Source organism: Streptomyces sp. SAI-135, assembly GCF_029893805.1.
Taxonomy (GTDB): Bacteria; Actinomycetota; Actinomycetes; order Streptomycetales; family Streptomycetaceae; genus Streptomyces.
Genome location: NZ_JARXYP010000002.1, coordinates 7,432,870 through 7,452,911, shown reverse-complemented (window position 1 = coordinate 7,452,911; position 20,042 = coordinate 7,432,870). Strand labels below are relative to the sequence as shown.

10 protein-coding genes and 2 pseudogenes are annotated in these 20,042 nt (G+C 70.8%); 6 read left to right on the top strand and 6 right to left on the bottom strand.

The features are described from left to right. The first annotated feature begins 311 nt into the window (after positions 1 to 311). Positions 312 to 2,138 (top strand): AMP-dependent synthetase/ligase, encoded by a 1,827-nt coding sequence (locus M2163_RS38055; protein WP_280848373.1) that lies wholly within the window; start codon positions 312 to 314, stop codon positions 2,136 to 2,138. Between the two features lie 6 nt (positions 2,139 to 2,144). Here M2163_RS38055 and M2163_RS38050 read toward each other — a convergent pair whose 3' ends face one another. Next, positions 2,145 to 2,930 (bottom strand): heparin lyase I family protein, encoded by a 786-nt coding sequence (locus tag M2163_RS38050; protein WP_280896262.1) that lies wholly within the window; start codon positions 2,928 to 2,930, stop codon positions 2,145 to 2,147. A gap of 201 nt (positions 2,931 to 3,131) precedes the next feature. Here M2163_RS38050 and M2163_RS38045 point away from each other — a divergent pair, with 201 nt between their 5' ends. Beyond that, positions 3,132 to 3,968: an aldo/keto reductase gene (locus M2163_RS38045; RefSeq protein ID WP_280848375.1), complete on the top strand. Its 837-nt coding sequence runs from the start codon at positions 3,132 to 3,134 to the stop codon at positions 3,966 to 3,968. 76 nt (positions 3,969 to 4,044) lie between these two features. Here the strand turns inward: M2163_RS38045 and M2163_RS38040 are convergent, their stop codons facing one another. Both M2163_RS38040 and M2163_RS38035 read right to left on the bottom strand, forming a co-directional pair. After that, complete coding sequence (locus tag M2163_RS38040; RefSeq protein WP_280848376.1) at positions 4,045 to 4,746, bottom strand: SDR family NAD(P)-dependent oxidoreductase; 702 nt, start codon at positions 4,744 to 4,746, stop codon at positions 4,045 to 4,047. A gap of 69 nt (positions 4,747 to 4,815) precedes the next feature. After that, positions 4,816 to 8,208 (bottom strand): hypothetical protein, encoded by a 3,393-nt coding sequence (locus M2163_RS38035; RefSeq protein WP_280896261.1) that lies wholly within the window; start codon positions 8,206 to 8,208, stop codon positions 4,816 to 4,818. A 324-nt stretch (positions 8,209 to 8,532) separates the two neighbouring features. On the opposite strand from M2163_RS38035, the pseudogene M2163_RS38030 reads away from it, so the two are divergent. Further along, positions 8,533 to 9,003, top strand: a pseudogene (locus tag M2163_RS38030) (glycosyltransferase family 39 protein); the annotation flags it as partial. An 827-nt stretch (positions 9,004 to 9,830) separates the two neighbouring features. Here M2163_RS38030 and M2163_RS38025 read toward each other — a convergent pair. Beyond that, on the bottom strand, positions 9,831 to 10,706 hold the full coding sequence (locus M2163_RS38025) for a class I SAM-dependent methyltransferase (RefSeq protein WP_280896260.1): 876 nt from the start codon (positions 10,704 to 10,706) through the stop codon (positions 9,831 to 9,833). Between the two features lie 148 nt (positions 10,707 to 10,854). Between M2163_RS38025 and M2163_RS38020 the strand changes: the two genes are divergently transcribed. Next, a complete protein-coding gene (locus M2163_RS38020; RefSeq protein WP_280896259.1) occupies positions 10,855 to 11,631 on the top strand; it encodes a phytanoyl-CoA dioxygenase family protein in 777 nt (258 codons plus the stop codon). A 39-nt stretch (positions 11,632 to 11,670) separates the two neighbouring features. Here the strand turns inward: M2163_RS38020 and M2163_RS38015 are convergent. Both M2163_RS38015 and M2163_RS38010 read right to left on the bottom strand, forming a co-directional pair. Beyond that, positions 11,671 to 13,387, bottom strand: a pseudogene (locus tag M2163_RS38015) (glycoside hydrolase family 6 protein). A 91-nt stretch (positions 13,388 to 13,478) separates the two neighbouring features. After that, positions 13,479 to 13,637 (bottom strand): hypothetical protein, encoded by a 159-nt coding sequence (locus tag M2163_RS38010; RefSeq protein ID WP_280854323.1) that lies wholly within the window; start codon positions 13,635 to 13,637, stop codon positions 13,479 to 13,481. 509 nt (positions 13,638 to 14,146) lie between these two features. Between M2163_RS38010 and M2163_RS38005 the strand changes: the two genes are divergently transcribed. Together M2163_RS38005 and M2163_RS38000 are read left to right on the top strand one after the other, a co-directional pair. Next, the gene (locus tag M2163_RS38005; protein WP_280896258.1) at positions 14,147 to 17,062 is read left to right on the top strand and encodes a glycoside hydrolase family 48 protein; all 2,916 of its coding nucleotides are present in this window, start codon (positions 14,147 to 14,149) and stop codon (positions 17,060 to 17,062) included. Positions 17,063 to 17,344: 282 nt separating this feature from the next. Further along, positions 17,345 to 20,014 carry a cellulose binding domain-containing protein gene (locus M2163_RS38000; RefSeq protein WP_280896257.1) on the top strand — a complete coding sequence of 890 codons (2,670 nt, stop codon included), beginning with the start codon at positions 17,345 to 17,347 and terminating at the stop codon, positions 20,012 to 20,014. Positions 20,015 to 20,042: the final 28 nt, after the last annotated feature.

Genomic DNA, 20,042 nt, shown 5'->3' with positions numbered 1-20,042 from the left:
CACGGGGCGGCGGCGCTGAGGGAAGAGGGGACGGCATCCCATGGACGACCACCCCGTGGGCAACCGTTTCACCAGGGTGGCGAGCCGTAGCCGGGACGTACAGATTCCGTGGAGATTGCGGCCCGGATACTTACTCAACCGTCAGTTTTGTGTCCGACCCTTCCCCATGTGAGCGCATTTTCCGGTACTGACCTGGCCATACGTGAGCACCCCTCGGCTTCGACCCCTCTCCCGCCGGATGTCCGGGTGGGGTAGCTTTCACGGCGCTGTGCGGAGCTTCACTGAGCGCCAGGGAGAGCGGGGAGCGGGGTTTGCGCGAGTTCACCAACCCTCCGTTGGCGTTGGCACCCCCCGTGGGCGGACTGGCCGACGTCGTCTTCGAGCATGCCCAGAACGACCCCGTGCACATCGCCCTCGGCCGCAAGGACGAGAACGGCCGGTGGCGGGACGTGACGTCCGCGGAGTTCCGCGACGAGGTCATGGCCCTCGCCAAGGGATTGCTTGCCCAGGGCATCCGCTTCGGTGACCGGGTCGCCATCGTCTCCCGCACCCGCTACGAGTGGACGCTGTTCGACTTCGCCCTGTGGACGATCGGCGCACAGGTGGTGCCGGTCTACCCGACCTCCTCCGCCGAGCAGTGCTTCTGGGCGCTGTACGACGCCGAGTGCACGGCCGCGATCGTGGAGCACGAGGACCACGCGATGACCATCGCCACGGTCATCGACCGGCTGCCGCGGCTGCACCGGCTGTGGCAGCTGGACTCCGGCGCGGTGCAGGAGCTCTACGACGCCGGCGCCGCCATCGAGGACGAGGTGGTGCACCGCCACCGGCAGGCCGTGACCCCGGACTCGGTCGCGACGATCATCTACACCTCGGGCACCACCGGCCGCCCCAAGGGCTGTGTGATCACCCACGGCAACTTCATGTACGAGGCGGACACCGTCATCGAGCGGTGGGAGCCCGTGTTCCACTCCAAGAAGGGCGACGAGGCGGCGACCCTGCTGTTCCTGCCGCTCGCGCATGTCTTCGGCCGGATGGTGCAGGTCGCGGCGATCCGCGGCGGGGTCCGCTTCGGCCACCAGCCGCAGATGAACGCGGCCGCCCTGCTGCCGGACCTCGCCGCCTTCAAGCCGACCTTCTTCCTCGGGGTGCCCTACATCTTCGAGAAGGTCTTCAACGCCTCCCGCCGCAAGGCCGAGAAGGAGGGCAAGGCCGGACCGTTCGAGAAGGCCGTCGACGTGGCGGTGAAGTACGCCGAAGCCATGGAGGCCAAGGCCTGGGGTCTCGGTCCGGGGCCGTCGGCGGGGCTGCGGATGCAGCACCAGCTCTTCGACAAGCTCGTCTACTCCAAGATGCGGGCGGCGATGGGCGGCCGCATCCGGCACGCCATGACCGGCGGTTCGGCCATGGACCGCAAACTGGGACTGTTCTTCGCCGGCGCGGGCGTGCACATCTACGAGGGGTACGGCCTCACCGAGTCGACGGCGGCCGCCACCGCCAACCCGCCCGAGCGCACCCGCTACGGCACGGTCGGCCAGCCCATCCCGGGCATGACCGTGCACATCGCGGACGACGGCGAGGTCTGGCTGTACGGCGCCAACGTCTTCCAGGGCTACCTGAACAACGAGAAGGCCACCGACGAGGCCCTGCACGACGGCTGGCTCGCCACCGGCGACCTCGGCTTCCTCGACGAGGACGGCTATCTCACCATCACCGGCCGCAAGAAGGAGATCCTGGTCACCTCCGGCGGTAAGAGCGTCTCCCCCGGCGTGCTGGAGGAGCGGGTGCGCGACCACCCGTTGGTCTCGCAGTGCATCGTGGTGGGCAACGACCGGCCCTACGTCGCCGCCCTGGTCACCCTCGACCAGGAGGCCGTGGAGCACTGGCTGGGGATGCGCGACAAGCCCCTGATGCCCCCGTCGCAGCTGGTGCGCGACGCCGACCTGGAGACCGAGGTGCGGCGCGCGGTGGTGGCCGCCAACACCCTGGTCTCGCAGGCCGAGTCGATCCGCACCTTCCGCATCCTGGCGCAGCCCTTCACCGAGGAGCACGGGCTGCTGACGCCGTCGCTGAAGCTGAAGCGCAAGGCGATCGAGACGGCGTACGCGAACGAGGTCGAGGCGCTGTACCGGGCCTGAGTCGCCTCACACGAGCTGGTAGCCGCGCAGGCCGGTCAGCAGCAGGTAGGTGTCCTGGAGGGACCCCGAGGTGTCGCCGAGGGAGCGGTAGATGCCCCATTTCGGGCGCACCCGGTCCGCCAGGAAGGTGTCGACCCCGGTCTTCGACGCGTCGACCACCGTGGAGCCGCCCGACTTGAGGATCCAGCGGACCGAGCCCGCCGAGCCGTTGCCGACCTTGATCTGGAAGTCGACGTCGGTCCACCTGTCGTGCAGCGGGTCGAGGCTGGTGCGGCCCACCAGGGTGTCGCTGTCGAACAGTTTCAGTTCGATGGTCTGGGCTCCGTTCACCCGCCGCAGGGACTGCACGACGATCGGCGAGGTGCCGGTGCCGGGCTGCTTCATCTGCATGATGTGGGTGAAGCTGGTGGTGGCCTTCAGCGAGCTCGGGATGTACATCGAGTAGGTGACCCGCCAGGTCTGGCCCTGCGTCCACTTCAGGTAGCTGCTGCCGCTCGTGCGCAGGCCGGTGACCTCCTGGCGCTGGCGATCGGTGGAGGTGTCGCGGTCGGCCATGTGCATGTTGAAGCGCCAGTAGTCGCCGGTGGCGTAGATGTGGGGCTGTCCGCCTGGGTGCGAGTCGGCGCGGTCGTCCTCGATCGTCTCGAAGGCGCCGAGGCCGTCGCCGCTCGCGGTCGGGGCCCACTTCTGCTGCCAGGAGGCGGCGTGCGCAGAGGTGGCGGGCAGGCCGCCCACGGCTCCCGCCGCACCGGCGAGAGCGGCGCCCAGCAGAGCCCTTCTGGATGTGCTCATGACATACATCACCTCACAGAGAGACCATTCACATTCATGTACGACGTTCAGTGACGCAATCCAGGGTGGCCGCAGGGCAGTTGGCGGTCAATGGTCCGGACCAAAGAGACCGGACAGATTCTCCGGTCAGGAATGCATCACGGCTCGTGATCGTTGACGATGGGAGTACCACCTGACGACAACCGTAAGGATCAAGAGCTCGTGAGCAGCAAGGTCCCCCCGATCATCCTCAACAACGGCGTCGAGATGCCCCAGCTGGGTTTCGGCGTCTGGCAGGTTCCGGACGACGAGGCCGAGCGCGCCGTCGCCACGGCGCTCGAGGCCGGGTACCGCAGCATCGACACAGCGGCGATCTACGGCAATGAAGTGGGCACCGGCAAGGCCATCGCCGCCTCCGGAGTGGCCCGTGAGGACATCTTCGTCACCACCAAGCTCTGGAACAGCGACCAGGGTTACGACTCCACCCTGCGCGCCTTCGACACCTCGCTGGACAAGCTCGGCCTGGACTACGTGGACCTGTACCTGATCCACTGGCCGACGCCCGCCCGCGACCTGTACGTCGACAGCTACAAGGCGTTCGAGAAGCTGCACGCGGACGGCCGGATCCGGGCCATCGGCGTCTCCAACTTCGAACCCGAGCACCTGGAGCGGCTGATCGCCGAGACGTCCGTCGTCCCGGCCGTCGACCAGATCGAGCTGCATCCGCACCTGCAGCAGCACGCGGCCCGCGAGTACCACGCGGAGCAGGGCATCGCGACCGAGGCCTGGTCGCCGCTCGGCTCCGGCAAGGGACTGCTGGAGGTCCCGGCGATCGTGGCCATCGCCCAGAAGCACGGCCGCACCCCGGCCCAGGTCGTGCTGCGCTGGCACCTCCAGCTCGGCAATGTCGTGATCCCCAAGTCCGTGACCCCGTCGCGGATCGCGGAGAACATCGAGGTCTTCGACTTCAGCCTGGACGACGAGGACCTGGCGGCGATCAGCGCGCTCAACGAGGACCGGCGCCTCGGCCCGGACCCCTCGACGTTCAACGCCGCCTGATCCCGGTGCGGTTCGGCCGGCGGTGCGCTCCCGTTCGCGGGACGCGCCGCCGGCCGTCGTGCGTGTGGGCCCCGCCCTAGACCGGCTGCCCGATCGGCCGTACGACCACGGTGTTGATGTCGACGCCCTCCGGCTGCCGTACGGCCCACACGACCGAGTCGGCGATCTGGTCGGCGGTCAGGAGGTGACCGGGAGGCAGGCTGCCGTAGCTGTCCCAGAACGGCGTCTCCGTCCGGCCGGGGGCGATCAGGGTGACGCCGACGCCGAACTCGGTGACCTCACGGCGGGCGTTCTCGGCGAGCCCGGTCACCGCCCACTTCGTCGCCCCGTAGATGTTGCCGGGCCCGTGGACGAACCCGGCGACGCTGCCGACCAGGACGATCCGGCCGCGGGTCTCCTTGAGCGCGTCGATGGAGGCGCGGATGAGGAGGGCGGGACCGAGCACGTTGGTCAGCACCATCTCGGACCAGCCGGCCGGGTCTCCCGCGGCCACCGTGTCATGGGTGGCGAAGCCCGCGTTGGCCACGACGGTGTCCAGCCGGCCGAACTCCTTGAGCGTGCCGTCCACGGCAGCCCTGACGTCGCCGTACTCGGCCGCGTTGCCGACGAACGTCAACAGCCCCTCCGGGTCGCCCAGTTCCTCGGCGAAGGCCCGCAGCCGCGGCTCACCCCGGCCGGTGACGGCCACCCGGTGCCCCGCGTCGAGCAGTTGCCGCGCGACCGCGGCGCCGATACCGCTGCCACCGCCGGTGATGAGTGCGACCGGTGCGTCGGACATGGCTTCCCCCTGTGTGTCTCGGTCAACTCCTGGACGCCGGGGAGTACATCAGTTGAAGCGTTCTCGAAGTCAAGTGCCGCAGGTTCGGCGGTGGTCGGCCGAGGGGAACCAGCGCCGCCACTGCGCCTCGGTGAGTCCCGTCGACACCCGCGCGCACACCGCGCGTGCGGCGCTCTCCGGGGCCAACGGAAGTGCCCGGTCGGCGAGATGGGGCGTGGCGATGTGCAAGGCGGCCCCGTCGCGGGTGAGCCCGAGGGCGAGCACCGGGGCGTCGCCCGCAGGGAGGACCGCGGGCGGCAGCGCGGGAGTGGCCGTCTCCCAGAGGTGCACCGAGCCGTCGGGGTCGCTCGAGGCCACCAGGGCGCCGTCGGCGGAGAAGGCGAGCGCCGGCTCGTGGCGGTTGGAGCCGCCGCCGCGCAGCACGGCCAGTCTGCGCCAGGTGCGCGCGTCCCACAGGGTGACGCGGCCGCGGAGGTCGGCGACGGCGAGGCGGCGGCCGTCCGGGCTGAAGGCGCCCGCCGTGAGGTAGTCCTCACCTGCGACACCTTCGGTTCCCGCGGGCCGCCTGCCCGTCGAGACACTGACGAGCGTGCCTTCCGAGGTCAGCGCGGTGCGGCCGGTCGGGTCGACGGTGACGGTGGACCGGTGGTCGACGACGGGTGCCTCCCTGGCGCGTACCGGCCGGCCCCGGTAGTCGAACGCCGCGGTCTCCGCGGCCCGGTCCCGCCAGGCGGTGCCGGTCAGTCCCTGGAGCGAGAGCGTGTGCACCGAACTGGTCCGCCCCTGCTCCCGGTAGCGCAGCACGCCCGCGTCGAGGTCCAGACGCAGGTCGCCCACCGCCGACGAGTCGACGGGGAAGGTGAGCAGCGGCTCGCGCGCGCTGTCGTCCGCGGGGTCGGGCAGGCCAGGGCGCCACAGCGCGATCGATCCCAGGGTCCAGGTCAGGGCGTAGTCGCCGACGAACTCCAGGTCCCCGCTGCCGGCCAGGGGGAGCCGGGGCCGTTCGCGTCGGGTCCGCAGGTCCCAGGTCACGATCCCTTGGGAGGTACTGGCCGCCACGCCCCGGCTGTCGGCGGTGAAGGTGAGTTCGTCGCCCCGGCACAGGGGACCGCCGGTGGCGTCGGGCACCGTGGTGGTGACGGGGCGCGGCACACCGGTGTCGAGGACGCGCAGGTGCCCGCCGTAGTCCGTGCACCAGGCGAGGCGGCGGCCGTCGGGGCTCTGGGCGGGCAACGCGCCGTCGTCGCTGCCGCGTTCGTACCGGAACCGCAGTCGCTGCCGCGTCACGTCCCACACCTCCAGCGTGGCCCGTTCGTCGTCGGCGCCGTGGACGAGCCGCCGTACGAGCAGGGTGCGGCCGCCCGGTGCGAACGCCACGTCGGCGTCCCGCCAGGAGCCGACCGGCAACCGGTACGTCCTGCCGTCGGTGAGCCCCGCGACCAGCAGGCCGGTGCCCCCGGGAGCGAAATGGGCGACGAAGCGCCCGTCGTCGCTGACGTCTCTCACGCCCTCGGACAGGCCCGGGAGGGTCACCGACCGGAGCCGCCGGTGGGCCGGCACGTCCCACTGGACGAGCGTGTCGCGCACCACCGTCGACAGGATCCGCCCGTCCCGGCTGAGCCAGGAGGGCGCGTTCCGGGCCCGCGCGTCCCCCTTCTCGGGCTCGGTGAACACGTCCCGCTCGCTCTGCGCGGCGGCGGTGCGCAGCGCCTGCCGGGTCTCCGGCAGGTCGGCGGTCCGCCAGGCGGCAAGGGCCAGCCGCATCGCGGTGCGCGGGTCGTCCTCGCGCAGCGTGTCCACGAGGGCGGCGGCCCGGCGGGCCTCGGCCTCGTCGCGCTGCCGTGCGCTGACCCCGCTCTGCCGCCAGGCGGCCGCGCCCGCGGCCACGGCCAGGACCAGCAGGACGGCGAGCGCGGCGGTCAGGGCGCGCAGTCGGCGGGCGGCTCGGGCCGCGGCACGGCGGCCGCGTTCGTGGGCCTCGACGCTCGCGGCCAGGAAGTCACGTTCGAGCCGGTTCAGTTCCGCCGCGTCGGTGAAGGCCTCGCGGGCCCGCGTGAGCCGGGTGCCCCGGTACAGGGCGCCCGCATCCCGGCCCAGCGCGTCCCAGGTGAGGGCGGCCTCGGTCAGCGCGCGGTGCAGGCGCAGCCGTTCGCGGTCCTCGTCCAGCCAGCCGCGCAGCCGGGGCCAGGCACCGAGGAGCGCCTCGTGGGCGAGGTCGACGGTGGTGCCGTCGACGGTCAGCAGCCGGTTGCGGACGAGCAGTTCGAGGACGCGGGCCGTCGTCCCGTCCGCGTCCAGTTCCGCGCGGTCCACGGGCCGGCGGGTGTCCTCGGTGCCGTCACCGGGGTTCACCGTCCGCAGCAGCAGGCGGCGCAGTGCGGCGGTCTCGGCGGGGGTGCACCGGGCGTGGACGGCCTCCGCGGTGTGCGCGACGGCACCGCGGACACCGCCGACGGCCTCGTAGGCGGCGAGGGTGAGGGTTCTGCCGGTGCGCCTGCGCCAGACCTCGCGCACCGCGTGCGCCATCAGTGGCAGTCCGCCCGGCTCACCGGCCACGTCCGCGACGATCCGAGCAGTCAACGCCCGTTCCACGACCAGTCGTTGAGCGGCTGCCGGGCGCACCACCGCCTCTCGCAGCCCTGCCGGCGGCATCGGGCCGACGAGCAGCGTGGAGTTGCTGAGCACTTCGGCGAGCGGCCCGTGTTCCGCGCACCGGCCGTAGAAGTCGGCCCGAACGGCGATCACCGCCCGCAGCCGTGACGCGGGGTCTGCGGCCGCGAGCAACTCCCCGAGGAAGGCGGCGCGTTCTGCGGGGTCCGCGCAGAGGGTGAAGACCTCCTCGAACTGGTCGACGACGAGCAGCGTGTCGCCGGGACCGTCGTGCGGGGTGAAGAGCGCCTGGTGGGTGCGGAGGGGGTGGGGGCCGGGGGTGAGCAGACGGATGGCGGCGAGTGCGGGGCGGGACGCGGCCGAGGGGGTCCGCAGGGCCGGTATCAACCCCGCCCGCAGCAAGGACGACTTGCCGCTTCCGCTCGCTCCGGCCACCGCCACGAACCGCTTCCCGGCGGTGAGTGCGAGGAGTTCGGCGATCAGGTCGTCGCGGCCGTGGAAGTGCTCCCCGTCGCCCGTCTCGAAGCGGGCGAGTCCGGGGTAGGGGCTGTCCTCCTGCTCGGCGTCCTCGGCGACCCGCGCGTCGGCCGACTCGGCGCAGGCCTCCCGCCACCGTCCCTCCCACTCCCGCGGGTCGCCGCCGCACGCGGTGACATAGGCGAGGAGCACCGGCAGGGTCGGCAGCCGTTCGCCGGCCGCGGCGGCGGAGAGGGTGGGCGCCGAATAGCCCGCCCCGGCGGCCATGGCGCGGTAGGTCGGGGTGCCCGCCTCGGCGCGCAGCTTGCGCATCTCGTACGCGAACCGCTGCACGGTCCCCGCCCTCGGATCAAGCGGCTTCTCCCGGCGCCCCATGGGCGTCTCCCCCCTCGCTCACGGCCGTCCCACCCGCCGACGGCCGGGCCCGCGCATTGATTGGTCCGCCGATCAGGGGGTGCCCAACAATCCGCCGGCCCCTGGACTCGTCGGTGCACGCCCGCCCGTCGGGCCCCGTGCTCCCGCCACGCACCGGAGTCAGCCATCGCCACCACACACTCACCAGGACCCCTGTCACGGGCGGTCCGGTTGCCCGCCGCCCCGTCCGGAACCGTGCCCGCAACCGGTCTGCCCCGGCACGCGCTCGTCCCGGCCGCGCTCTCCCTCGCCCTCGGCCTGTGGGGCGTCCGGCGCGGCGGCAGCATGTGGCGGGACGAGGTGGTGACGTACGACATGGCTCGGCGCTCGCTGCCCGACCTGTGGGCGGCGCTGGGGAACGCCGACGCCGTGCACGGTCTGTACTACCTCTTCCTGCACGCCCTGTTCCGGTTGTCCGAGGGGGCGGACCCGCTGCTGGTGCTGCGCCTTCCGTCGGTGCTGGCGACCGCGGCGGCGGCCGCTGGCCTGGCCCTGCTGGGCCACCGCCTCGCCGGACCGCGCGCGGGCCTGCTGTCCGGCCTCGCCTTCGCGGTGCTCCCACCGGTCCAGCGGTACGCGCAGGAGGGTCGCTCCTACGCCCTGGTCTGCGCGCTGGTCGTCTGGGCGACGTATCTGCTGGTGCGGGCGGCGAACCGGCGTACGGCCGGTGCCTGGACGGCGTACGGCACGGTCCTGCTCGCCGCGTGTCTGCTGCACGAGTTCGCGGTACTGGCCGTGCCCGCCCACCTGTCGGCCCTCCCGCGCCCGGCCCGTCGTCCCGCGCTCCTGGTGGCCCTCGGGGTCTGCGTCGCCCTGGCTCCCCCGGCCGTCCTCAGCACACGCCAGTCGGATCAAGTGGCGTGGATCGGCGGCCCGGGAGCGGGCACGCTGCTCGCCTTCACCGCGGTCTGCGCACTGGCCTTGGCCTGCGCCTTCCCGCTCCGACACGGTCCTCTTCCCCGGCTGGCCCTGCCGCTGACGGTCCTGCCCGCGCTGACGCTGCTCCTCCTGAGCCCGCTGAAGCCCCTCTACGTGGACCGCTACGTCCTCTACGGTCACGCGGGCACCGCCCTGCTGATCGGCGCGGCCCTCGACAGGCTGGGCCGGGCCCGGATCCTCGCCCTGGGCACGGCCGTCCTCGCGCTCCTTCCGGTGAGCCTCCAGTTGCGCACCCCGGAGAGCCGCACCGACGACGCCGTCGCGATCGCCCGGGCCATGACCGCCGCGCACGCCGACGGCGTCCTCTACCTGCCCGCCCGGCGCCGCGTGTGGTCACTCGTCGATCCCGCCTCCGTGGGGCGGCTGCGCGACCTGGCACTCGACCGCGGCCCGGCGGCCTCGGCGACGCTGTACGGCACGGAGGTCGCCGCGCCCGTCATCCGTGCCCGCGTGCTGGCGACGGAACGGATCGTCGCCGTCTCCGATCCCACCGGTCAGCCACTGGACCGGACACCGCAGGAAGAGGTCAAACGACGGGTTCTGGCCGACTGCTTCGTGCCCGGCCGTGTCCAGAACGTCCAGGGTGCCCTCGTCACGGAGTACGCCCGTGCCCCGAGGCGGGCGGGGAACCCGAAGGCGTGCCCTCAGCCGGTCCGCACCGCCGTGTGCACGGTGTGCACCGCCAGCAGGAACACATCCGCCCGCCGGTGCACGCTCGCCGTGTCCTCGGGGTCGAGCAGCCGGTCGAGGGCGGCGCGGTCGTCCGCGTCCAGGTGCTCCCCGAAGACGTCCCGCAACCGCCCGAGCGAGGCGGCGACGTACGCGCGGGCCCGGTCGGTCGTCGGTGCCGGCAGGTCCAGCATGAAGCTGCGCGTCCCGGTGTGCCGCAGCCCGGCGGAGGCCATCAGCGCGGGCCAGTCCTCGACCTCCGGGACGGAGTCGGGCAGGTCCGCGCGCATCTGCGCGAACCACTCCTCCTCCAGCACGTCCAGCCGTGCCTGGAGCCCGGGCCGCCCGATGCCGATGTCCCGGGGCAGGAAGCGCGCCGGCAGCCCGCCCTCCATCAACGCCAGGGTGCCGCCCCGCGCCAGCCGGGAGGCGAACGCGGCGATCCCGGCCCGCTGGTCGCCCAGGTGGTGCAGGCTCCGGCTGGCCCAGAGCAGGTCGACGGGGTAGTCCAAGTCGTCCAGGACGCCCGGCAGTTCACCGGCGAGGGTGCCGAAGCGATCGGCGACCCCGAGCCGTTCGGCCCGGTCCCGGGCCCGCTCCAGCAGCGGCTCGGCCCCGTCGACGGCGACCACCCGGGCCCCCGGGAACGCCTCGGCGAGCAGACAGGACAGCACTCCCGGCCCGCTCCCCGCGTCGACGACCAGCCCCGGCTCGGTCTGCTTGTGCCCGAGCCAGGCCAGGGCCCGTTCGTAGAGGGGGGTGAACAGTTCGGCCTGGGTCTCCAGGTGTTCGGCCATCGCGGACCAGTCGATGTCGGTGCGCTGGTGATCGTGGTGGTGGTTGTGCGCCATGGTGCCAGCCTCTCCTCGGGATGCGGCCAGCGTGCGCCGACGCACCGCGGGGAAGCCAGCGATGTTGCCGTGACAGCAAGAACCACGGCAAAGCGGGCGTAAAGAAAATGGGGTGCGTCCGCCCCGGCCCGTCCCCCACGATGACCCCATGGACGACGAACTGGTGGAGCGCTTCCTCGAAGACGGATTCGTGAGGATCGAGGGCGCCATCCCGCCCCGCGTCGCCCAGCACTGCGCGTCGCTGCTGTGGCAGGAGACGGGTTACGACCGTGAGGACCCGGCTTCCTGGAAGGACCCGGTGGTCTGGGTGGCCGACATGGCGCAGGGCCCGTTCGCGGCGGCCGCCAACACCCCGGTGCTGCACGAGGCGTTCGACCTCCTGGTGGGCGAGGACCGCTGGCAGTCCCGGTACTCACTGGGCAGTTTTCCGTTGCGGTTTCCGCACGCGGAGGAACCGGACGACGCGGGCTGGCACATCGAGGGAAGCTACCTCCCCGAGGGCGCGCAGCCCGGCATGTACCACACCAACCTGCGCTCCAGGGACCGCGCCCTGCTGATGCTGTTCCTGTTCAGCGAGGTCACCGAGGCCGACGCCCCGACCCGCATCAGGGTGGGCTCCCACCTCGACGTCCCCGCGGTCCTTGAGCCGTACGGGGAACAGGGCGCGTCCTTCCTGGAGTTGGGCCCCAAGGTCGCCGAGGCCTCGGCCCACCGCCCGCTCGCCCACGCCACCGGCAGCCCCGGCGACGTCTACCTCTGCCACCCCTTCCTGGTGCACGCGGCACAGCCCCACCACGGCACAACGCCCCGCTTCATGGCTCAACCGCCGCTGCTGCCGTCGGAGCAGTACGAGTTGCACCGCCCCGACGGCGACTTTTCAGCAGTGGAGTTCGCGATCCGCCGGGGCCTGGCCGAAGAGCACTGACCAGACCCCGGCGGGGTGTCGCGTGCTGTACCCGGTGGACTACAGGGCCGGGTACGCGTTCTTCATGAGCTCCTGGAACTGCGCCGAGAACCAGTGCCCCGACAGCGGGGCGTTCGGCAGCGCACCGGACATGTTGTTGTTGTTCCGCGGGTTGCCGGTGTACGTCGGGTCGCACATCCGGTCGAAGCCCTTGCCCTCGTCGTTGGGGATGGCGCTGCTGGCGCCGTCGGACTCACCCGGGGGCTTGATCCAGACGTAGGCGTCGATCCCGGCCGCCGGGCTGGCCTGCGGACGCTCGCCGAGGCCGGCGCCGGCCTGGTTGCACCAGTTGCCGGTGTTCAGGCGCCGGTCGATACGGCCGCCGTCGACGTAGGTGTTCACATCGGTCATGGCGCCGGGACCGGTCGGCCGGGCGCTGCCACCCCAGCCGTTGCGGGAGGTGTCGATGAGCATGCCGACGCCCGAGGGGAAGCCCTGGCTCACGGCTTCCTGACGGAAGGCCTGGGCGTAGGAGAGCTCGTCGACGTACCGGTTCCAGTCGACCCACTTCGACTCACGCACGGACTTGCCGTTCACGGAGTCGTTGATGGTGAAGTACGGCTCCTTCAACGCGCTGTAGTTGGCGGTGTTGGTGATGAAGCCGTGGACGTCGCTCACCGTGGCGCCCTCGGCGGTCGCCGCCTGCTTGATCGTCTGGACGGTCGCCGAGAAGTTGTCGTCCCAGCCGAGCCAGCCGTGGTGCCCGGCGTCCACGTAGTTGTAGACGTTGGGTACGTCACCGAGCTTGTTCAGCGCGTAGCCGACACCCTTGACGTAGTTGCCGTTGGCCTTCATCGTGTCGCAGTTGGGGGTGGCGGTGTTCCGGGGCGAGACGTTGGTGACGAGGTTCGGCAGGGAGTCGAGCTCGACCGTGGTGACGATCCGCAGCGAGGCGTACTTGGAGTCGGCGAGGATCGCGGCGATCGGGTCGATGTACTGCGTCTTGTACTTGTCGATGTCCGTCGGACCGAACTCACCGTTGGAGGCGAGCGCGGCACAGTCGCGGCCCGGCAGGTCGTAGATCACCAGCTGGACGGCGAGCTCGCCGCTGCCCTTCTGCTTCAGGGCCTCGTCGAGGTGCGCCCGCAGGCCCATCTTCCCGCCGGCACCGCTGATCGCGGCGACCCGGTCCAGCCACACGCCGGTGGGCTGGTTGGAGATGCGGCTGCCGCCCGGCTCCGCGGCGGCGTTGGCGGACCACTCCGGATTCACGTACACCTTGGCGCCCGCGTACGGGTTGTCGACCCGGGTGCCCGGGGTGCCGGGGTCGGTCGGGCCCGGGTCGGTGGGGCCGCCGCCGTCGACGTTGCAGGTCACCCCGTCGAGGGTGAAGGTGGCCGGGACGGCGTTGGTGCCGCTGTAGGTGCCCTGGAACCCGAAGCTGGCCGAACCGCCGGTGGCGAGCGTGCCGTTGTAGCTCTCGTTGGCGGCGGGTGACGGCCGTTCCGCTCTGGCTGATCCTGGCGTTCCAGCCGCTGGTGACCTTCTGGTTCCCTGCGTACGACCACTTCAGCGACCAACTCGTCTTGGCGGCGCTGTTGTTGGTGATCGTGACGGCTGCGGTGAAGCCGGTGTCCCACTGGTTCTGCACCTTGTAGTCCACGGTGCAGGGGACGGCGGCGACACCTGTGTCCCCGGAGGTCACGGCGAGCGCGGTCCCGGAGGCTCCGGCGACGAGCGCCAGGGCGGCGAGGAGCGCTGTTCTCGTACGACTCATGAGTGCGGGTTTCCTTCTCGTTCGCGGGTGTTGTCCGTCGAGCGGGTGCTGTGCGTCAAGCGGGTGCTGTCCGTTCAGGGCACGCAGATGGTCACGCAGCCCGGTGCCGAACGCCGTGGGTGTGCCGTGGTGGCTGCTGATCAGGGACAGCCCCGAGGAGCAGTCCCAGGCGTTCCGGGCAGGCGACACCGCCGGCCGGGGTCAGGTCGGCGGCGCCGGTGCCCCGGCCGCTGTCGACGAGGTCCTGCATACTCCACGTGGAGGGGAATGCGGACCGTGTCTGCCGTCCAGTCGGCGATCGCCTTCACGGAGGCGTCCCCTGGGCGGGGTCCGTCGGATCCGGCGTGGGCGTGGGTCCGACGCCCGTGCAACTGCGCACGCCGGCACTGTTGTCGTTGATGCGCACGGACGCCCGGAAGCCGCTGTCCCGCTGACCGGTGACGGAGTGCTGCACCGAGCAGGCGGGGGCGGCAACGGCTAAAAGTACTGAACGCGGGGGGTGTCGCATGAGCGACTCCTTGCAGATCAGCGCGCCGTTACGGACGCGTCGACTGATGGAATCGCTCCCACTGGTGTTGAGGAAGGTAGCGCCAAGTGACGGCAAAGAACAGGGGGTTACTTGACTTTTCCCAAGCCTCGTTCGTCGAATCTTTTCGACTCTTCACGCACCTTGACCCCTTGAACGCACGTCTCCACTATGGGAGCGCTCCCACTGGTTCAAGCCTTGACTTCTCCGAGCCGCACAAGGAGGAACCAGCAATGCCCCCCACCAGGAGACGCCGGACCGCCCGGCGATTGTGGACCGCTGTCGTGGCGGCCATGGCACTGCCGTTCGCGATGCTCAGTGCGGCTTCAACTCCCGCACAGGCAGCCGCAGTTCAGTGCAGCGTCGACTACAAGACCAATGACTGGGGCTCCGGTTTCACCGCGGACCTGACGATCACCAACCGCGGCACGGACGCCATCAACGGCTGGACCCTGACGTACAGCTACGCGGGCAACCAGAAGCTGAGCAACGGCTGGAACGGCACCTGGTCCCAGTCAGGGCAGGCGGTCACGGTCAAGAACGCCACGTACAACGCGAACATCGCCGCGGGTGCCGCCGTCACCACCGGGGCGCAGTTCACCTACAGCGGCACCAACGCGGCGCCCACCAACTTCTCTGTCAACGGCACCAGTTGCACCGGTGCCCACCAGCCGCCGATCACCGTGCTGACCAGCCCCGCCGCGGGCGCGGTCTACACCCAGGGTGCCGCGGTACCGCTCGCCGCCACGGCCGCCGCCGCGGACAACGCGACGATCAGCAAGGTGGAGTTCTACGACAACACCACGCTGCTCGGTACCGACACGACCTCGCCGTACTCGCTCTCGGTCTCAAGTTTGACCGTGGGCAGTCATTCGCTGCTGGCGAAGGCGTACGACAGCCTGGGCGCCTCCGCCGAGTCCACGCCGGTCGGCATCACGGTCGCCTCAGGCCCGTCCGTGGTCGCCTCGGCCACCCAACTGGCTGTCCAGCAGGGCAAGACGGGCACGTACACCGTGAAGCTGTCGACGCAGCCGTCGGCGAACGTCACGGTCACGACCGCCCGCACGAGCGGCAACTCCGGTCTCTCGGTGACCGGTGGGGCCTCGCTCACCTTCACGCCGTCGAACTGGAACACCGCGCAGACGGTCACCATCACCGGCAACGCCTCCGGCACCGGCGCGGCGACCTTCGAGTCGACGGCGACCGGCCACGCCAAGGCCTCGGTGACGGTCACCCAGATCACGGCGACGGGCACCTACAACGCCCGCTTCCTCGATCTGTACGGCAAGATCACCAATCCGGCGAACGGCTACTTCTCCCCCGAGGGCATCCCCTACCACTCGGTCGAGACGCTGATCGTCGAGGCGCCGGACCACGGTCATGAGACCACCTCGGAGGCGTACAGCTACCTGCTGTGGCTGCAGGCCATGTACGGCAAGGTGACGGGCGACTGGTCGAAGTTCAACGGCGCCTGGGAGATCATGGAGAAGTACATGATCCCCACGCACGCCGACCAGCCGACCAACTCCTTCTACAACGCCTCCAAGCCGGCCACCTACGCGCCCGAGCTGGACACCCCCAACGAGTACCCGGCCAAGCTGGACAGCTCGGTGTCGGTGGGTTCGGACCCGATCGCCGGCGAGCTGAAGAGCGCGTACGGCACGGACGACATCTACGGCATGCACTGGCTCCAGGACGTCGACAACGTCTACGGCTACGGCAACTCGCCCGGCAAGTGCGAGGCCGGCCCCACGGACACCGGCCCCTCCTACATCAACACCTTCCAGCGCGGTGTGCAGGAGTCGGTGTGGGAGACGGTGCCACAGCCGACGTGTGACGCCTTCAAGTACGGCGGCAAGAACGGCTATCTGGACCTGTTCACCGGTGACTCCTCCTACGCCAAGCAGTGGAAGTTCACCAACGCCCCGGACGCCGACGCGCGGGCCGTGCAGGCCGCGTACTGGGCCGCCACCTGGGCCAAGGAGCAGGGCAAGAGTTCCGACGTCTCCGCGACCGTGGGCAAGGCCGCCAAGATGGGCGACTACCTGCGCTACGCCATGTACGACAAGTACTTCAAGAAGATCGGCAACTGTGCCGGCCCGTCCACCTGCCCGGCCGGCACCGGCAAGGATGCCTCGATGTACCTGCTGTCCTGGTACTACGCCTGGGGCGGCGCCACCGACACCTCGGCCGGCTGGGCCTGGCGCATCGGATCCAGCCACGCACACGGCGGCTACCAGAACCCTCTCGCAGCCTACGCACTGAGCTCGTACGCCGACCTGAAGCCCAAGTCGGCGACGGGACAGGCCGACTGGGCCAAGTCTCTTGACCGGCAGCTGGAGTTCTACCGCTGGCTCCAGTCCGACGAGGGCGCCATCGCGGGCGGTGCGACCAACAGCTGGGCCGGCCGCTACGCGCCTCCCCCGGCCGGCAAGTCGACCTTCTACGGCATGTACTACGACCAGCAGCCCGTCTACCACGACCCGCCGTCCAACCAGTGGTTCGGCTTCCAGGCCTGGTCGATGGAACGGGTCGCCGAGTACTACCAGCAGACGGGCAACGCACAGGCCAAGACGGTCCTGGACAAGTGGGTCAAGTGGGCGCTGTCCAAGACCACGATCAACCCGGACGGCACCTACCAGATCCCCTCCACCCTGCAATGGTCGGGCCAGCCCGACACCTGGAACGCCACAAGCCCCGGCACCAACAGCGCACTGCACGTCACCGTCGCCGACTACACCAACGACGTCGGCGTGGCCGCCGCGTACGCCAAGACCCTGACGTACTACGCGGACCGCAGCGGTGACACGGCCGCCGCCACCACCGCCAAGGCCCTGCTGGACGGCATGTGGACCAACTACCAGGACAGCCTCGGCATCGCGGTGCCGGAGAACCGGGCGGACTACAACCGCTTCGACGACCCGGTGTACATCCCCAGCGGCTGGACCGGCACCATGCCCAACGGTGACGCCATCAACTCCTCCTCGACGTTCGAGTCGATCCGGTCCTTCTACAAGAACGACCCGGCCTGGTCGAAGATCCAGGCGTATCTCGCCGGCGGCGCGGTGCCGTCGTTCACCTACCACCGGTTCTGGGCCCAGGCGGACATCGCCCTGGCCATGGGTTCGTACGCGGAGCTTCTGGAATAGCCCCCGCCGGGCGCTCCGCGGGTCGGACCGTGGTCGGCTGCGGGTCCGTTGTGGCTGGTCGCGCAGTTCCCCGCGCCCCTGGAGGGGCGCACCGGGCACCGTTCCTCCTGCGGAGCCGCTCGAAGGCTCCGTGTAACAGGCCCCGTCACCGGACGACGGGGCCGAACCGGCCGGGCGGCCCCTTCCCGCACTGGGGGTCGCCCGGCACCTCTCGTACTGAGTGGAAAGCGCTTACCCCCCTCACTTCCCCCCACTTTCCCCCTTTCCGGAAAGGACTCCCCCGTGCGAAGAACCCGCATCCTCACGGCCGTGCTCGCGCTCGCGGCCGGGCTGCTCGCCGGCACCCCGCCCGCACTGGCGGCCGACAGCACCGCGAAGGTCTCGCTCGCCGCCGACACGTACACCTGGAGGAACGCCCGGATCGACGGCGGCGGTTTCGTGCCGGGCATCGTCTTCAACCGCAAGGAGAAGAACCTGGCCTACGCCCGCACGGACATCGGCGGGGCCTACCGCTGGCAGGAGTCCACGAAGACCTGGACGCCGCTGCTGGACTCGGTCGGCTGGGACGACTGGGGGCACACGGGCGTGGTCGGCCTGGCCTCCGACTCCGTGGACCCGGACAAGGTGTACGCGGCCGTGGGGACGTACACCAACGACTGGGACCCTGAGAACGGCGCGGTCATGCGGTCCTCGAACCGGGGCGCGAGCTGGCAGAAGACCGTGCTGCCGTTCAAGCTGGGCGGCAACATGCCGGGGCGGGGCATGGGCGAGCGGCTCGCGGTCGACCCGAACAGGAACAGCGTGCTGTACCTCGGGGCGCCGAGCGGCAAGGGGCTGTGGCGGTCCACGGACTCGGGCGTGAGCTGGTCGCAGGTGGTGAACTTCCCCAACGTCGGCAACTACCAGCAGGATCCGGGCGACACGAGCGGTTACGCCAGTGACAACCAGGGCGTCGTCTGGGTCACCTTCGACGAGCGGACGGGCACGTCCGGGAACGCGACGCAGACGATCTACGTCGGGGTCGCCGACCTCCAGAACTCGGTGTACCGGTCGACGGACGGCGGCGCGACCTGGAGCAGGCTCGCCGGGCAGCCGACGGGACACCTGGCCCACAAGGGCGTCCTGGACGCGGTGAACGGCTACCTGTACCTCACGTACAGCGACAAGGGCGGGCCGTACGACGGCGGCAAGGGCCAGCTGTGGCGGTACGCGACGGCGACCGGCACCTGGACGAACATCAGCCCGGTGGCGGAGGCGGACACCTACTACGGCTTCAGCGGTCTCACCGTGGACCGGCAGAAGCCCGGAACCGTCATGGCCACCGCCTACAGCTCCTGGTGGCCGGACACCCAGATCTTCCGCTCCACGGACAGCGGGGCGACCTGGACGAAGGCGTGGGACTACACGTCGTACCCCGACCGCGCGAACCGCTACACCATGGACGTGTCGTCTTCCCCGTGGCTGACGTGGGGCGCGAACCCGTCACCGCCCGAGCAGACGCCCAAACTCGGGTGGATGACCGAGTCGTTGGAGATCGACCCGTTCAACTCCAACCGCATGATGTACGGGACGGGGGCGACGGTCTACGGCACGGAGAACCTCACGAACTGGGACTCCGGCGGCCAGTTCACCATCAGGCCGATGGTGCAGGGCCTGGAGGAGACCGCGGTCAACGACCTGGCGTCACCGCCCTCGGGCGCCCCGCTGCTGAGCGCGCTGGGTGACGTGGGCGGTTTCCGGCACACGGACCTCACCAAGGTCCCGTCGATGATGTTCACCTCCCCGACCTTCACCACGACCACGAGTCTGGACTTCGCCGAGACGAACCCGAACACGGTGGTGCGGGTCGGCAATCTGGACTCGGGGCCGCACATCGCGTTCTCCACGGACAACGGGGCCAACTGGTTCGCGGGCAGCGACCCTTCGGGCGTGAGCGGGGGCGGAACGGTGGCCGCCGCCCCGGACGGCGGCCGGTTCGTGTGGAGCCCCGACGGGGCGGGCGTGCAGTACACGACGGGCTTCGGTTCGTCCTGGTCGGCGTCGAGCGGCATCCCGGCCGGCGCGATCGTGGAGTCGGACCGGGTGGACACGAAGACCTTCTACGGCTTCAAGTCCGGGAAGTTCTACGTGAGCACGGACGGCGGGGCGACGTTCACGGCGTCCGCGGCGACCGGCCTGCCCGCCGGGGACAGCGTGCGCTTCAAGGCGGTGCCCGGGGTGAAGGGCGATGTCTGGCTGGCCGGCGGGACGGCCGACGGGGCGTACGGGCTGTGGCACTCGACGGACGGGGGCACGAGCTGGACGAACCTCGCGAACGTCGACCAGGCCGACGCGATCGGCTTCGGCAAGGCGGCGCCGGGAGCCTCGTACCAGACCCTCTACACCAGCGCGAAGATCGGTGGCGTCCGGGGCGTCTTCCGCTCCACGGACAAGGGCGCCAGCTGGACCCGCGTCAACGACGACGCCCACCAGTGGGGCTGGACCGGGGCGGCGATCACGGGTGACCCGCGGGTGTACGGCCGGGTGTACGTCTCGACCAACGGCCGGGGCGTGATCTACGGCGACACGTCCGACACGGGCGGCGGAGGCGGCGGCACCGATCCGACGGACCCGCCGGATCCCACTCCGACGGGCGCCTGCGCGGTGACCTACAAGATCACCAACCAGTGGTCGGGCGGTTTCCAGGCGGACGTCCAGATCGCGAATACGGGTACGAGTGCCTGGAGCGGCTGGACCCTCGGCTGGACCTTCCCTGACGGCCAGACGGTCTCGCAGGCATGGAACGCCACCGTCACCCAGTCCGGCGCGACGGTCGCCGCCAAGAACGTCGGCTGGAACGCGGGCGTGGCGGCGGGCTCCTCCGTGAGCTTCGGGTTGACGGGGAGCTGGTCGGGAGCGAACGCGAAACCGACCGCGTTCAAGGTGGGCGACCAGAACTGCACCGTGCTCTGAACCGGCCCGCGCGCGAAAGAGACCCCGC